Origin of the sequence: Kitasatospora sp. NPDC049285 (assembly GCF_040678815.1) — a bacterium.
Taxonomy (GTDB): Bacteria; Actinomycetota; Actinomycetes; order Streptomycetales; family Streptomycetaceae; genus Kitasatospora.
Genome location: NZ_JBFAQR010000003.1, coordinates 57886 through 73196, shown reverse-complemented (window position 1 = coordinate 73196; position 15311 = coordinate 57886). Strand labels below are relative to the sequence as shown.

Annotated in this window: 14 protein-coding genes; 8 read left to right on the top strand and 6 right to left on the bottom strand. The window is 73.5% G+C overall.

The window, feature by feature from the left end:
* The first annotated feature begins 9 nt into the window (after positions 1-9).
* Positions 10-1014: an ABC transporter substrate-binding protein gene (locus AB0K51_RS03340; RefSeq protein WP_363449966.1), complete on the top strand. Its 1005-nt coding sequence runs from the start codon at positions 10-12 to the stop codon at positions 1012-1014.
* Between the two features lie 28 nt (positions 1015-1042).
* On the opposite strand, the gene AB0K51_RS03335 is transcribed toward AB0K51_RS03340, so the two are convergent.
* From AB0K51_RS03335 to AB0K51_RS03315, 5 genes are all read right to left on the bottom strand, one after another.
* Positions 1043-1891 (bottom strand): STM4011 family radical SAM protein, encoded by an 849-nt coding sequence (locus tag AB0K51_RS03335; protein ID WP_363449964.1) that lies wholly within the window; start codon positions 1889-1891, stop codon positions 1043-1045.
* On the bottom strand, positions 1888-3213 hold the full coding sequence (locus tag AB0K51_RS03330) for an STM4012 family radical SAM protein (RefSeq protein ID WP_363449962.1): 1326 nt from the start codon (positions 3211-3213) through the stop codon (positions 1888-1890). The genes AB0K51_RS03335 and AB0K51_RS03330 overlap by 4 nt, the downstream gene beginning before the upstream one ends.
* Positions 3210-4031, bottom strand: coding sequence for an STM4013/SEN3800 family hydrolase (locus tag AB0K51_RS03325; protein WP_363450263.1), 822 nt, complete (start codon positions 4029-4031; stop codon positions 3210-3212). The genes AB0K51_RS03330 and AB0K51_RS03325 overlap by 4 nt, the downstream gene beginning before the upstream one ends.
* A gap of 108 nt (positions 4032-4139) precedes the next feature.
* Entirely contained in the window at positions 4140-5354 is a 1215-nt protein-coding gene (locus AB0K51_RS03320) for an STM4014 family protein (protein WP_363449960.1), read from the bottom strand.
* Positions 5355-5360: 6 nt separating this feature from the next.
* Complete coding sequence (locus AB0K51_RS03315) at positions 5361-6311, bottom strand: STM4015 family protein (RefSeq protein ID WP_363449958.1); 951 nt, start codon at positions 6309-6311, stop codon at positions 5361-5363.
* Between the two features lie 151 nt (positions 6312-6462).
* Here AB0K51_RS03315 and AB0K51_RS03310 point away from each other — a divergent pair, with 151 nt between their 5' ends.
* From AB0K51_RS03310 to AB0K51_RS03300, 3 genes are all read left to right on the top strand, one after another.
* Positions 6463-6789 carry a hypothetical protein gene (locus AB0K51_RS03310; RefSeq protein ID WP_363449956.1) on the top strand — a complete coding sequence of 109 codons (327 nt, stop codon included), beginning with the start codon at positions 6463-6465 and terminating at the stop codon, positions 6787-6789.
* Positions 6790-6855: 66 nt separating this feature from the next.
* On the top strand, positions 6856-7962 hold the full coding sequence (locus tag AB0K51_RS03305) for a DUF6745 domain-containing protein (protein ID WP_363449954.1): 1107 nt from the start codon (positions 6856-6858) through the stop codon (positions 7960-7962).
* A gap of 179 nt (positions 7963-8141) precedes the next feature.
* Positions 8142-8981 (top strand): fumarylacetoacetate hydrolase family protein, encoded by an 840-nt coding sequence (locus AB0K51_RS03300; RefSeq protein ID WP_363449952.1) that lies wholly within the window; start codon positions 8142-8144, stop codon positions 8979-8981.
* Positions 8982-9123: 142 nt separating this feature from the next.
* Here the strand turns inward: AB0K51_RS03300 and AB0K51_RS03295 are convergent, their stop codons facing one another.
* Complete coding sequence (locus tag AB0K51_RS03295; protein ID WP_363449950.1) at positions 9124-9870, bottom strand: helix-turn-helix domain-containing protein; 747 nt, start codon at positions 9868-9870, stop codon at positions 9124-9126.
* Between the two features lie 139 nt (positions 9871-10009).
* On the opposite strand from AB0K51_RS03295, the gene AB0K51_RS03290 reads away from it, so the two are divergent.
* The 4 genes from AB0K51_RS03290 (at position 10010) to AB0K51_RS03275 (ending at position 15277) form a co-directional block, all read left to right on the top strand.
* Positions 10010-10687 carry a rhomboid-like protein gene (locus tag AB0K51_RS03290; RefSeq protein WP_363449948.1) on the top strand — a complete coding sequence of 226 codons (678 nt, stop codon included), beginning with the start codon at positions 10010-10012 and terminating at the stop codon, positions 10685-10687.
* Positions 10688-10717: 30 nt separating this feature from the next.
* Positions 10718-12430: a DUF885 domain-containing protein gene (locus tag AB0K51_RS03285; RefSeq protein WP_363449946.1), complete on the top strand. Its 1713-nt coding sequence runs from the start codon at positions 10718-10720 to the stop codon at positions 12428-12430.
* Between the two features lie 168 nt (positions 12431-12598).
* Positions 12599-14104 (top strand): MFS transporter, encoded by a 1506-nt coding sequence (locus AB0K51_RS03280; RefSeq protein ID WP_363449944.1) that lies wholly within the window; start codon positions 12599-12601, stop codon positions 14102-14104.
* 210 nt (positions 14105-14314) lie between these two features.
* On the top strand, positions 14315-15277 hold the full coding sequence (locus AB0K51_RS03275; RefSeq protein ID WP_363449942.1) for a serine protease: 963 nt from the start codon (positions 14315-14317) through the stop codon (positions 15275-15277).
* The last annotated feature ends 34 nt before the right edge of the window (positions 15278-15311 follow it).

Sequence of the window (15311 nt, the reverse complement as noted above, 5' to 3'; positions counted from 1 at the left end):
AGTTCCACCATGCCCGCGCTCGCCCGCCCCGCGCTCGCCCGCCCCGCCCTCGCCCCGGCCGCGCTCACGCTCGCCGCCGCCCTCCTGCTCACCGCCTGCGGCTCCACCGGGGGCAGCGCCGACGGCTCGGCCGGCGCCAAGGCGAGCACCGCCCCCAACGGCGTGCAGGTCAACCTGACACCCGATCAGAACCGCGTCACCACGCCGAAAGTGGACGCGATCGCGGCACTCGTGCCGGACGAGGTGAGAAAGCGAGGCACCCTCCAGGTCGTCGACTCGCTCGGCACCGTCCCCCCGCTGGACTTCCACGCCACCGACGACCGGACCATCATCGGCGCCGAACCCGACCTCGCCTACCTGATCGGCAACGTGCTCGGCCTCAAGGTCGAACTCAACCCGGTCTCCTGGGAGAACGTCTTCGTCGGCCTGGACAGCAGCAAGTACGACGTCGGCATCACCAACATCACCGTCACCGAGGCGCGCAAGGAGAAGTACGACTTCGCCACCTACCGGCTCGACATCCTCGGCTTCGAGGCGAAGAAGGGCAGCGGCTGGACGGTCAAGGGCCCGAAGGACGTCGCCGGACACACCATCGGCGTCTCCTCCGGCACCAACCAGGAGAAGCTGCTGCTCGCCTGGAACGACCAGAACGTCAAGGCCGGGCTCAAGCCGGTCGACGTGAAGTACTACCAGAACGCCTCCGACTACTACCTCGCCCTCGGCTCCGGCCGGATCGACGCCTGGCTCGGCCCCAACCCGTCCAGCGCCTTCCACGCCGCCCAGACCGGCGAGACCGAGGTGATCGGCACCTACTCGGGCGCCGGCGACCAGGTGCTGGGCAAGATCGCCGCCACCACGAAGAAGGACAGCGGCCTGGTCCAGCCGCTCAACGCGGCGATCAACGAGATCATCAAGAACGGCTCCTACGCCCAGGTGCTGAAGCGCTGGGGCCTGGACAACGAGGCGGTGCAGACCTCCGAGATCAACCCGCCCGGCCTGCCCAAGACCGGCTGACCCCGCCCGCCGTCCTGGAGCGCTTCCCTCACCAGCCGTGCGGGATGCGCTCCAGCACGCCGCCGGCGAAGACGTCGTAGAGCGGCAGGGTCTCCAGGTGGACGTAGCCGATGTGGCAGTCGCAGGTGCCCAACGGGCAGGGGCGGGGCTGGAGTTGGCGGCGGTAGGAGTCGTCGTAGAGGTTGCCGAGCGGGGGCCGGACGAAGTGGCAGCGGCGGACGGTGCCCTCGCCGTCGACGGAGACCACGGTGTCGCCGGTGCGGCACGGGAGGCCGGCCGACGGGTGCGGGTGGCGGCTGTAGGAGAACAGCGGGTCGAGGGCGCTCCAGTCGGCGGCCTCGGCGTCGGTGTAGGTCCGGCCCTCGGCGGCGTTCACCCACAGGTAGGTGCTCGCGGGCAGCGCGGCACGCAGCCGGCGGGCGGCCGCCAGGTGCTCCGGCTGCCCGACCACGCCGACGCTGAACCGGACGCCCAGGGCGGTGAGTTCGGCGCACTTGGCGAGGAAGCGCGGCTCGGTCACCTGGCCCGGGTGGTAGGTGACCCAGAGCGCGAGCTTGGCCAGGTCGGCCTCGGCCAGCCAGTCGGTGCGGCAGCTGGCGTTGGTCTGCACGGCGACCCGCGCCAGGTGCGGCAGCCGGCTCAGCTCGACCATCGCCCTGCGGTACCAGGAGCGCACCAGCCCCTCGCCCCAGGGCGTGAACAGCACCGACAGCGGCCCGTGCCGGTACTCCGCGGCCCAGGCGGTGAACCGCTCCAGCGCCGCCCGGTCGGCGCGCAGCAGCTCGGGGGAGTCCCGCCGCTTGGCGAACGGGCAGTACGGGCAGTCGTAGTCGCAGGAGGAGAGCGGCCCGCGGTACAGGACGGTCAGCGCGCTCACTTCGCCTGGTACCCCGCCATCCGCTCGCGCACCTCGGCCGAGAACAGCCGCGGGCCGACCGCGTCCGAGTACGCCAGCCCCTCCGCGCTCAGCACCAGCCGCTCCCCGCCGCCGTCGGCCAGCCAGCCGCGCGCCGCGAACTCCGCCAGCTCGGCCGGGAAGTCCTCCGCCGGGGCGGCGCCGAAGCGCTGTCGATAGGTCGTCAGATCGACACCCTCGCCCTGCAGCAGCGACTGCACCAAGTGCCGGCGGCGGGACTCCTCGGGCGTCATCCACCAGCCGTACTCGGCGCGCGAGAAGTCCTCGGCGGCCACGTAGCCGTCGATGATCCGGCGCACCTCGCGGGCGTCCACCGCGTAGTCGAAGGAGTAGTGCAGCCGCGAGGTGTAGGAGCGCGCCCCGCAGCCCAGGCCGACCATGCCGTCGGTCTGGCAGGCGTACTCCCCGGCGCTCGCGGTGGCCGCGCCGACGCGGCGGAACATCCGCATCGACACCTGCTCGTAGCCCTCGGCGAGCAGATGGTCGCGACCGGCCCGGTAGAGCCGCAGCCGCTGCTCGTCCCAGTCGGCCGACGGCCCGTCGGCGTGCCGGCCGAGGCCGGTCAGCGGGCGGACGTACAGCGGGTAGAGGTAGAGCTCCTCGGGCCGCCAGGCCAGCGCGGCGTCCAGCGACTGCAGCCAACTGGCCTCGGTCTGGCCGTCGATGCCGTAGATCAGGTCGATGTTGAGCACCGGGATGCCCGCGTCCCGGACCCGGCCGAGCGCGGCCTCCACCGCGGCCCGCTTCTGCGGCCGCACCGCCGCCCGCGCCTCGTCGTCCAGGAAGGACTGCACGCCGAGGCTGAGCCGGGTGGTGCCGCGCTCGGCGAGCACCCGCAGCCGGTCGGCGGTCGCGGTGTCGGGCGAGGCCTCGACGGAGAGCGGGACGGCCCGCAGGTCGGCGCCCATCCGCTGCTCCGCGATGTCGCACAGGCGCTCCAGCTCACCCGCCGTCAGATAGGTGGGGGTCCCGCCGCCGAACGCGGCGAGGGCGAACCGGGCATCCGCGTCCAGCGCCTCCCGGACCTGGCCGGCCTGCCGATCCAGCGCGTCCAGGTAGGCGGTGGTCAGGCCCTCGGGGCTGCCGATCCGGGTGAACAGGTTGCAGAACCCGCAGCGCACCTCGCAGAACGGGACGTGCAGGTAGAGCGAGAGCGCGTGCTGCCGCTCGCCGCGCCAGAGCTCGGCGAGCGACGGCCGGTCCCGGAGCGGCTGGTAGGCCGTCTTGTGCGGGTAGGCGTAGACGTACGACTGGTACGGGGCGATCGCTGCTTCGGTGGTCACTCGGCTGCTTCCTGCGCGGCGGGGAGGGTGAAGTGCGCGTACGGGACGGTCCAGACCACCTCGTGGCCGATTCGGTGACCGGTGTAACCGTCCTCGCCGTACGCGGTGCCGTGGTCGGAGCAGACCACGGCGAAGCACGGCCGACGGGCCGTCATGGCGGCGAACAGACGGCCCAGATGGGCGTCCACGTACTCCAGCGCGGCGGCGTGGCTCTCCCGGGTGTCGCCGTCCTCGCGGGTCGCGCCGGGCAGGTGGAACCAGTTGGGCTGGTGCAGGGCGGAGACGTTGACGAACAGGAAGAGCGGCTGCTGCGGCGGCTGCTCGGCGGCCACCCGCTCCGCGACGGCGACCTGGGACTCGAAGGAGGTGGGCGAGGGGACGCCGAGCTCCGGCGCCCAGTGGCTCTCCTGGAACAGGTTCGGCAGCACCGAGCCGAGCGGGCCCTGCTTGTTGAAGAACCCGACGCCGCCGATGCAGACCGTGCGGTACCCCGCCGCGCCGAGCGCGGTGGGCAGGTCCGGGGCGTCGAAGACCCAGGTACGGGGCTCGGTGGTCTCGGAGCCGGCGAAGCGCGCCGCGAACAGCCGCGGGTGCGGCCCGTCCGGGGAGGCCGGGGTGGGCAGGAAGCCGGCCAGGATCGCCTGGTGCGAGGCGTAGGTGAAGCTGCCCGGTGAGTGCCGCTTCTCCCAGCGCCCGCCGGGCAGCACCGCCGCCAGGTTCGGCAACCGGCCGGCGGCGAGGAGTTCCGCGGCGACGTCGTGGCGCAGCGTGTCGAGGGTGACCAGCAGCAGGTCGTGCGAGCCGACGACGGCGTTCATGTCGGGTATGTCGTGGTGGGGCATGTGGGGTCTCTCAGGTCGGGCGAGTGTGCGCTGACGGTCGGTGCCCCGTCAGGGGCGCGGGGAACTGCGCGAGCGGCCATGCACCTACCGCCAGGTCGCGTCCACGTGCAACTGGCCCTCGTCGGCGCGATCTCGCGGGCGCTCCCCTTCCGCTTCGCGCAGTTCCCCGCGCCCCTGGCGGTGCGCGTCCGGGCGGTGCGCGTCCGGGCGGTGCGCCACCTCGGCGTATGCGGGGGACCGCAGCTGCGCGGCGTAGGTGTCCAGGCCGGCGGCCGGGCCGTCGGGCAGGCCTGTCAGGTTCGGCAGCAGGTCGCCGAAGGCGTTGACCTCGCCGACCAGGGCCCGGCGCCAGCCGGAGACCGGCAGCAGGTCGACGCCGACCATCGGCGAGGCGGGGAAGCACTCGGCGGCGGCCTCCGCGGTGGCCAGCAGCCGCGGCCACGCGTCGCCCGCGGCCGCCCGGACCAGCTCCGTCTCGCCGCGCTGCCCGCCGAGGTGGAGGTTGGTCATCGGGTGGCGGCTGGTCCGCACCACCACGTGGGTGGCCCGGCCGCCGATCACCACCACCCGCAGGTCGGCGGAGCGCCCGCCCTGCCCGGCCTTCGGCACCCAGCGCTCGACGTGCAGGCCCTCCGGCGCCAGCCGGTCGACCAGCTCGGCGACCTCCGCCGTCGACCGGTACCGGCGCACCGTCAGCGAGTTGAACAACCCGGCCGGGGTCAGCTCAACCGAGGTGGTGGCCTGTACCTGGCCGCGCGGCCCGAACTCCAGCGCGACCACGCCCGAGGCGGACGAGCCGTGCGCCGGCTTCAGGAACACCCGGTGCAGTCCGGCCGCCGCCAGCCGCTCGCGCAACTCCCGGTAGCCGCCCACCGGTTCGCCGTCGAGCGCGGGCGGCACCGGCACCCCGGCCGCGGCGAGCAGCGCGTGGGTGCGGCGTTTGTCGAACATCACCGCGATCTCCGCCGGGTCGCCGAGCAGCCGCACCCCCGGTCGGGACGCCAGCTCCCGCAGCGCGGCGGTGAGCCCGGCGTACCAGGCGGGGCCGCCCTCGACCCGGGTGGCCGCGTAGCCGGCGCCCAGCGCGGGCCCGCGCAGCAGCCGGTCGGCCTCGGGGTCCTCGCCGGGCGAGTCGATCCGGACCACCGCGCCGGGCTGCAGCTCGTACCGCCCGCGCAGCAGCTCGGACCACGGCAGCACCGCGGGCGCGGGCAGTCCGGCCGCCCGGGCGGCGGCGGTGAACAGTTCCACCCGTCGCTGCCCCGGGCAGCCCAGCACGACCAGCTGACGCACCGTCAAGACCGCCTACTCGGAGATCGCGACGTAGCGCCAGTTGTCGTTCGGGTCCTCCTGGTCGGAGAGGTCCAGCTCGACGCCGGGCAGGGCCTCCCGCAGGCGCTGCTGCATGCCCTCGGTCAGGTAGTGGTGGTGCAGGTCCAGGGTCTTCAGGTGGGTGAGCGGCTGGCCCTCCAGCAGCGCCGCGGCGCCCTCGTCGGTGAGTGCGCCCATCGACAGGGCGAGACCGGTCAGCCGCGGCACGATCGGCGCCTGCGCGGCCAGCGCGGCGATCCGGTCCTGCTGCTCGGCGTTCTGCAGGCCGAGGTGGCGCAGCGCCGGCAGGTTGGCGCCGGACAGGAACGGCGCGAGGTCCTCCATCGTCCAGTCGCCGCCGTAGTTGCCGACGCCGAGCCACAGCTCCAGCTTCTCCAGCGCCGGGAAGTCGCTGGCCGCGACCGAGCGGACCACCGCGCCCGGCAGGCCGCCCGCCTCGAAGCGCAGCGCCTTCAGCCGCTCGTGCTTCACGGGCTTGAGGGCCAGGCCGCCGGCGCCGTCCCAGTCGCCGCTCGCGCCGCGCACGACCAGCTCCTCCAGCGCGGGGAAGGTCTCCAGGACGGCGGTCACGTCGCACATCTGCAGCCAGGAGATCTCGCACTGCTCGTAGGTGATGTCGCCGACGAACAGCGCCCGCAGCGCGGGCAGCCGGTCGGCCGAGGCCAGCACCGCGGCCAGCGGTTCGGTCAGGGTGTCCGGCTCGTCCGTGAACCAGGAACCGATCACCACCGCGGTGACCTGCTCCACCGCGACGGTCTCCAGGAACCGCTCCCAGACCTCGGCGAAGCCGATCTCGTCGTCGTAGTCCAGCGCGATCCGCCAGGCCGTGGCGGCGGGCTGCGGCAGCTTCCCGTCGTCCGCGGCGGCGCGGAAATCGGTGACCGGAAGGCCGTGGAACTCCTCGATGTGCCGGCTGATCGCCATGCGCTGCTCCTCGTTGCTCGTCGTGCGGCCGGACCCTGTCTACCAGGCCCGGGGGACAGCCGAGGGAACGGGGGACGCGGTGTCAGACCCCGGGCCTAGCTTTCCGTTCGGGGCGTCCGACACACCGTCGGACCGGAGAGCGGGAGGTCCCGTGTACCGCCAGGGCGACGTACTGATCGTGCCGGTCGAGCAGGGCGCCGTGCCCGCCACGGTGGCCGCGCTGCCGCGCCAGCCGCGGGACGCCCGGGGCCGGCTGGTGCTGGCCCTCGGCGAGGTCACCGGGCACGCGCACGCCGTGGTCGGCCCGGGTGAACTGGTGCGCGAGGCCGGGCCGTTCGGCCGCGCCTGGCTGCACCTGCCGGAGGGCGGCCGGGTGGTGCACGAGGAGCACGCGGTGATCGCCCTGCCCAGCGGCTGGTTCCGGGTGGTCCGCCAGCGCGAGTACGTGCCCGGCGCGGTCCGCATCGTGGCGGACTGAACCGGCCGCGGTGGCGAACGGATCGTGCGGGACCGAGCAGACGGAAGCGATGAGGGAGCAGAACTGATGAGCACTCAGCTGACCGGGCGTCCGGCCGAGCAGTCGGTGGCGCACTGGCGCGGCGTCGCGGCCGCCACCGGGCCGGCCGACCGGGCCACCGCCGAACAGGCCGTCCGGGACGCCTACCGGGCCGCGGGCCTGGCCGAGCCGGTCGAGTTCCGCTGGCACCCGTCGCCGCTCGCAGCCGTCACCGACCTGCTCGCCCACCGCGGTGAGTTCGGAGCCGGCGTGCGCGAGCAGATCCGCACCCGGGCCTGGGAGCGGGCCCGCACCCGCGCCTTCACCGCGCACGGCCCGGCAGGCTGGACCGAGATCTGGGGCGCCACCGGCGCCGAACTCGCCGCCACCGCGAGCCTGCCCGCCGAGCGGGTCCGCGCCGCGGTGCTCGACCACTTCGCCCCCGAGCCCGAACCGCTCGACTGGGCGGAGTCCCGCAAGCCGGAGAACAAGGCCGCTCGGAAGACCGCCGGCGACGCCCGCGCCGAGATCCGGCTCGCCCTGCTGGACGCGGTGGCCGGCCAGCACGACGCCCCCTGGCTGGCCGCCTTCGACACCGCCGGCACCGGCGACGAGGCACTCGCCGCCCTCGCCTCGGTCGCCCGCCAGACCGGCTGGTGGTGGCCGTACGAGCGCACCGTGCTGCTCAGCGAGCGCCCGGTTGCCCTGCACCGCGACGAGGCCGGCCGGCTCGACCGCGCCGACGGCCCCGCCCTCGCGTACGCCGACGGCTTCGCGCTGTACGCCTGGCGCGGCATGCCCGTCCCCGCCGACTTCCTCGACCAGCTCACCGGCCTCACCGCCGAGCGGATCCGCGCCGAGGAGAACGCCGAACTGCGCCGCGTCATGCTGGAGCACTTCGGCTACGACCGCTACCTCGCCGACTCCGGCGCCGAACCCCTCCACCGGGACGAGACCGGCATCCTGTGGCGGATCCAACTCCCGGACGACGAACCGGTGGTGATGGTCGAGGTGGTCAACTCCACGGCGGAGCCCGACGGCACCTTCCGCACCTACTACCTGCGCGTCCCGCCCGGCACCCGCACCGCCCGGGCCGGCGTCGCCTGGACCTTCGGGGTCTCCGAGGACGACTACCGCCCGCAGCGCGAAACCTGACCGTCCGCGTGCTGTCAAGGGTGCGGCGCGCTGATTCGGGCCGCACCCCCTCCGCCCCGTTTGGGAGGAATTCGCCGAGCCGTCACCACTGTTCCGTCGCCGCCGCCGGTTGATATACCTCGGAGACCGGGGGCGGGGTTCGGCCCGCCCGCACGAGACGAACCAGGTGGTGATGGGCAGTGAAGCTCCTCCGCATCGGCCCCGCGGGCGGCGAACGACCGGTCGTACTGGCCCCGGACGGAACCGCCCACGACCTCACCCCGCTCACCGCCGACCTCGACGGCGACTTCCTCGCCGCCTTCGACCCCGCGACGGTGGACCTCGCCGCCCTCCCCGTGGTCGACCTCACCGGACAGCGCATCGGCCCGCCGGTCGCCCGCCCCGGCAAGATCGTCGGCATCGGCCTCAACTACCGCGACCACGCGGAGGAGGCCGGCGCCGCGATCCCGGCCGAGCCGGTGGTCTTCCTGAAGCCCGTCAACACGCTGGCCGGCCCCAACGACGAGGTGCTCATCCCGCGCGGCAGCGAGAAGACCGACTACGAGGTCGAACTCGCCGTCGTCATCGGCCGCACCGGGCGCTACCTCGCCACCGCGGAGGAGGCCGCCGCCACCATCGCCGGCTACGCGACCGTCAACGACGTCACCGAGCGCGCCTTCCAGTTCGACCGCGGCGGCCAGTGGGACAAGAGCAAGTCCGCCGAGACCTTCACCCCGCTCGGTCCCTGGCTGGTCACCGCCGACGAGGTCCCCGACCCGCAGGCCCTCGCCCTGCGCCTCTGGGTCAACGGCGAACTCCGCCAGGACGGCAGCACCGCCGACATGATCTTCCCGGTGCACGAGATCGTCCGCTACCTCAGCCACTTCATGCGGCTCGACCCGGGCGACATCATCGTCACCGGCACCCCCGCCGGCGTCACCCTCGGCCGCCCCGGCACCCCCTTCCTCCGCGAGGGCGACAAGCTCACCCTGGAGGTCGAGGGCCTGGGCCGGCAATCGCTGACGCTGGGCCAGGCATAGGTCTTCAGGGGCTCGGGGAACTGCGAGGCGAGTGGCGGTGCGGTCTCAGTCCGGCGGTAGGTCTTCGGAGACGTCCATGCGCCGAGACCTTGCAGCGCCCAGTGACCCTCGCCGCCACGCACCCCCGCCGTTCCCCGGGCCCCTAAAGGCCTATGTCGCGTAGCCGTCCGATCAGGACTCCCGCCGGGCTGTCCGCCGTTTCCAGGGCGAGCCAGCCGTGCAGGACCTCCGCGGTCTGGGCGTCGCGGACGGCCGTCGCGCCGGCCATCACCACGAACTGGTCGACCAGCCAGTCGCAGAGCGAGTCGACCGGGATCTGCCGCCCCTCGTCGAGCCAGCTGAGCGCGGAGGCCTCGACCACCGAGATCCAGGAGCGGACCAGCAGGGTGAGCCGCGGCCCGGCCTCGCGGACGCCGAGGTGGCGCAGGGTGCGCCGGAGCGCGGCGCGCCGCACCTCGTCGACGATCGCCGAGGTGCGCGCCGTCTCCGCCACCGAGCCGCCGCGCAGCAGCGCGCCGTAGCCCGCCGCGTGCTCGGCGACGAACGCGAAGTAGCGCCGGAGCACGGCGCCGAGCTGCTCGGTGGGGGTGCCGGTGGCGTCGGCGACGGAGAACCGGGCGGTGAGTTCGGTGGCGGCGCTGCGCAGGGCGGCCTCGTAGAGCTGCTGCTTGCCGCCGGCGAAGTAGCGGTAGACGAGTGGGCGGGAGGCCCCGGCGGCCTCCGCGACGTCGTCGAGGGAGACCTCCTCGGGCGGGCGGGAGGCGAAGAGTTCGAGGGCGACGGCGATGAGTTGTTCGCGCCGTTGCTGGACGGGCAGTCGGCGGTAGGCGGCGCGGCGGGGGCGCTCCGCGGCGGTGGGGTCCTCGAGCGGGGACGGGGTCGCTGCCATGCGGGCCAGCGTAATCGTCCGGCGGGCCGTCGCACCCCTCCCAGCACGGCCGTCTCCGGCCGGCGCCTGCCGGGCGGGAGCGGTCGGCCGACCGCAGAATGTGACCAGGTGTCAGCGGTTGGGCGGCGAGGAGCGGCCGGTGCGGTGGTTGCGGGCGGTCTGGCAGTGGATCCGGAAGTCCCCGGGCACGTACGTGTGGCTGGCGGTGCTGGCGATGACGAGCTTCGTGGTGGCCCGGATGGACCCGGGCACGCTCGACTTCTTCCTGGAGAAGCGGTCCACCAACATCGACCAGTTGACGTCCCATCCGGTGCACGCGCTGCTGGCCAGTCTGATCTGGACGGAGCAGGCGAACTTCGCGTTCTACTTCGTGGTCTTCCACCTCTTCCACGTCCCGGCCGAGCGCTGGCTGGGCACCTGGCGCTGGCTGACGGTGGCGCTGACCGCGCACGTGGTGGCGACCTTCGTCAGCGAGGGCGTGGTTGCCTGGGGCGTGCACCACCACGTGCTGCCGGAGAACATGTCGAGCACCGTCGACGTCGGCGTCTCGTACGCGCTGGCCGGGGTCGAGGGCGTGCTCACGTACGCCTTCGCCGGGGCCTGGCGGTGGGTGTACGGGGTCGCACTGGTGGGGTTCTACCTGGTGCCGCTGCTGGTCTCGCACACCTTCACCGACCTGGGGCACTTCTGCTCGGTGCTGATCGGGCTGGCGTTCAAGCCGATCACCCGGGGACGGCCGACCTGGGACCCGTGGCGCACCGTGCGTTCGCTGACGGCGAGTCGAAGGTTGACCACACAGGGGACCGACAGGGGTTGAATTCGCCACCGGCTGCGACAGGATGGCCGGATGGTTCATGAACTGATCACTCCTCATACGGACGGCCCCACCCCGCGCCGGATCGCCGACGACCACGTCCGCGCCCTCGCCGAACTGGACCCGCTGACCGCGGCCTACCTCGGGCTCAACCCGGAGGACGACCGGCTGACCGACCTCTCGCCGGCCGGCTCCGCCGCCCTCGCCGACCTCTCCCGCCGCACCCTCGCCGCGCTGGACGCCGCGGAGGCGGCGGGCGCCGCCGACGACGAGGCCGAGCGCCGCTGCGCCCGACTGCTGCGCGAACGCCTGACCGCCGAGCTGGCGGTGCACGACGCCGGCGAGGAGTTCCGCGCGGTGCGCAACCTCGGCTCGCCGGTGCACAACCTGCGCGAGGTCTTCACCCTGCTGCCCACCGACACCGACGAGGACTGGCTGCGGCTGGGCCGCCGGCTGGCCCGGGTGCCGCTGGCGCTGGAGCAGTACCAGGAGACCCTGGAGGAGGGCATCCGCCGCGGGCTGCTGTCGGGCCCCCGTCAAGTGTCCACCGTGGTGGGCCAGTTCGGCGAGTGGATCGCGGGCGAGCGGGAGGGCGGCTGGTTCGCCGAGTTCGTCCGGCCCGCGCCGGAGCACCTGCGGGAGGCGCTGACCGCCACCGCCGTGCAGGCCACCGCCGCCCTCGCCGAACTGCGCGACTGGCTGCGCGACGTCTACGGCCCGGCCGCGGCCGACACCCCGGACGCGGTCGGCCGGGAGCGCTACACCCGCTGGGTGCGCTACTGGACCGGCGCCGAGCTCGACCTGGACGAGGCGTACGCCTGGGCCTGGGAGCAGTTCCACGAGCTGGACGCCCAGATGCGTACTGAGGCGGAGAAGGTGCGGCCGGGGGAGACCCCGATGCGCGCGATGAAGTGGCTGGAGACCGAGGGTCCCGCGATCCGGGGCGAGCAGGCCGTCCAGGAGTACCTGCAGGGCCTGATGGACCAGGCCATCACCGACCTGCAGGGCGTCCACTTCGACCTGGCCGAGCCGCTGCTGCGGGTCGAGTCGAGGATCGCCCCGGCCGGCAGCGCGGCCGCCCCGTACTACACCCAGCCGTCGCTGGACTTCTCCCGCCCCGGCCGCACCTGGCTGCCCACCCTGGGCCGGGAGGCCTTCCCGGTGTGGGACCTGGTCTCCACCTGGTACCACGAGGGCGTTCCGGGTCACCACCTGCAACTCGCCCAGTGGACCCACGTCGCCGACCGGCTCTCCACCTACCAGGTCACCCTCGGCGGCGTCAGCGCCAACCTGGAGGGCTGGGCGCTGTACGCGGAGCGGCTGATGGACGAGCTCGGCTACCTGACCGACCCCGGCCACCGGCTGGGCTACCTGAACGCGCAGATGATGCGGGCGCTGCGGGTGATCGTCGACATCGGCATGCACGCCCAACTGTCCTTCCCCGCCGACTCGCCGTTCCGTCCCGGCGAGGCGATGGACCCGCAGAACGCCCGGGAGTTCTTCGGCGAGTACTGCGGCCTGTCCGTCGACTTCCTGGACAGCGAGCTGGTCCGCTACCTGGGCATGCCCGGCCAGGCGATCGGCTACAAGCTCGGCGAGCGGGCCTGGCTGCGCGGCCGGGCGGCGGCGCGGGCGGCGGCGGAGGCCCGCGGCGAGGAGTTCGACCTGAAGGCCTGGCACATGGCGGCGCTCTCCCAGGGCTCGCTCGGCCTGGACGACCTGGTCACCGAGCTCAGCGCGCTGTAGCCCGGGAGCCGTCCCGGGTGGCCGATGCGGCCGGACATCCGGGACACCGTCCCACATCGTGACACAACCGGACATACCGCCTTGCCCTTCTCCCTGACCGGGAGTTGTGTGGAGGAAGCGCCGTGCGCTCCCTTGCCCCACTCCCGATCTGCGGAAGGCGGCCCTACGGTGACCCCCCAGCACGCCCCCGACTCCCAGGCGGCGGATCCGCGCCGCTGGTGGGCCCTGGCGGTCATCGCCATCGCCCAGCTGATGATCGTGCTCGACGCGACCATCGTGAACATCGCCCTGCCGTCCGCGCAGAAGGCGCTCGGCATCTCCGACGGCAACCGCCAGTGGGTGATCACCGCCTACCTGCTGGCCTTCGGTGGACTCCTGCTGCTCGGCGGCCGGATCGGCGACCTGTACGGCCGCAAGCGGACCTTCATCATCGGCCTGCTCGGCTTCGCGTTCGCCTCCGCCCTCGGCGGCTTCGCCACCACCGGCGCGGTGCTGTTCATCGCCCGCGCCCTGCAGGGCGCGTTCGGCGCCCTGCTCGCCCCGTCGGCGCTGTCGCTGCTCTCCACCACCTTCAAGGACCCGCGCGAACGCGCCACCGCCTTCGGCGTCTTCGGCGCTCTGGCCGGCTGCGGCGCCGCGATCGGCCTGATCACCGGCGGCCTGCTCACCGAGTACCTGTCCTGGCGCTGGTGCCTGTACGTCAACGTCCCGATCGCCATCGCCGCCGCGATCGGTGCGTACTACCTGCTGCAGCGCGACCACATCGACCGCGCGCACCGCATCCCGCTAGACCTGCCAGGCGCGGTGCTCGGCTGCGGCGGCCTGCTCGCCATCGTCTACGGCACCTCCGAAGCGGTCTCCCGCGGTTGGAGCGACTGGCTGGTGCTCGGCTCGCTGAGCCTGGGCGTCGTCCTGCTGGCGGTCTTCGCCCTCGTCGAGCGCCGCACCGCGCACGCGCTGCTGCCGATGCACCTGATCAGCGACCGCAACCGGGCCGGCGGCGCGCTCTCGGTCGGCCTCGCCGTGATCGGCATGTACGGCCTGTTCCTGTTCCTCACCTACTACCTGCAGGGCATCAAGGGGTACTCGCCGGTCATGGCCGGCGTCTCCTTCCTCCCGATGACCGCCGCGATCATCCTCGCCGCCACCGGCATCGCCTCCCGGCTGATGACCCGCGTCCCGTCCCGGAACCTGGTCGTCCCCGGGCTGCTGTTCGGCGCCGGCGGCATGGCCTGGCTGACCCAGCTCCAGGTCGACAGCCCGTACGGCACCATGGTGCTGCCCGCCGAACTGCTGCTCGGCTTCGGCATGGGCCTGGTCTTCATGCCGACCATGAGCCTGTCCACCCTCGGCGTCCCGCCGAACGAGACCGGCGCGGCTTCCGCGATCATCAACAGCGCCCAGCAGGTGGGCGGTTCGATCGGCACCGCGCTGCTCAACACCATCGCCGCCAGTGCCACCGCGACCTACCTGGCGGTGGCCGGCCGCAACGCCGCCGATCCGGCCACCCAGGCGGTGGGCGCGGTGCACGGCTACACGGTGGCCACCACCGTCGCGATGGGCATCCTGCTGGCGGCCGCGGTGATCGCGTTCCTGATGATCAACCACCGCCCGGCGCCGGGCGAGGCCGAGGGCAGGACCGCCGAGTCCGACGAGGCGCAGGTGCTCGCCTGACGCCGCGGCACTCAGGGTGTCGATCCCGTTCCGGCGCCCGTTCATGAGAACCTGCTGTCCGCCGTCGGAAATCTCACGAGTCTCCCAGACACCCATCACGGCATTTCCAGCTCGGCAGCGCATATTTTGAGTGTTCAGTATCAGTGTCCACGCCGGTCCCCGGCGTGGACACCGCGTTGACCGCCGACCGGGCAGGAACGGGGCCGAGGATTGGGACGCCACCGCAGGGCGCGCAGCCGCCGCTCGCTCCGACCCGTCGTCGTCACCTCCGTGCTCGCCGTCGGCGTGGCCGGAGCGATAGCGGCGGTGGGCCTGCTCTCCGCCAACACCGCGCGTTCGAACGACAGTGCCTTCGCCGGGTCGGCCGACTCCGCCCCGAGCGCCGCGGCCACCGTCGTCCCCGCGGCGCCGAGCCCGACGCCCAGCCCCACGCCGTCCGAGGCGGAGGAACAGCTGCAGCGCGCCGCCCAGTCCATCGACCCGAGCGACGCGCCCCGCCAACTCATGCCGACCGCCCCGCCGGACGTCACCCTCGGCGTCACCGCCGCCGTCGCCGCGGGCCCCGAGGCCAACCGGGTCGGCGCGCTGTTCACCGGCGCCGCGGGCCCCGGCAACCACGTCTGCACCGCCAGCGTGATCGACAGCCCCGGCCGCGACCTGATCCTCACCGCCGCCCACTGCCTCGACACCGCCGACGGCGTCACCTTCGCCCCCGGCTATCGTGACGGCCAGACCCCGTACGGCAGTTGGCAGGTCACCAAGATCTACACCGCGGACGGCTGGCGCTCCGGCAGCGACCCCGACGAGGACTTCGCGATCCTCCGGGTCGCCCCCCAGGGCGGCCGCCGGATCGAGGACGTGGTCGGCGGCAACCCGTTGGGCACCGACGCCTCCTGGACCGCCCAGACCCGCCTGTACGGCTACCCCGCCGGCACCGAGGCGCCCATCCTCTGCACCAACGCCACCGCCCGCCAGGACACCTTCCAGCGCCGCATCGACTGCCCCTCCTTCCCGGGCGGCACCAGCGGCGGCCCGTTCGTCGACACCGCCACCGGCAAGGTGGTCGGCGTCATCGGCGGCTACCAGCAGGGCGGCGACACCGACGACACCTCCTACAGCGCCTACTTCGACCACACGGTGGCGGACCTGCTCAAGCAGGCCGCCGGCGGCTGACGGCCCGTCAACCGGCCCTCCGCGCCCGCCCCGG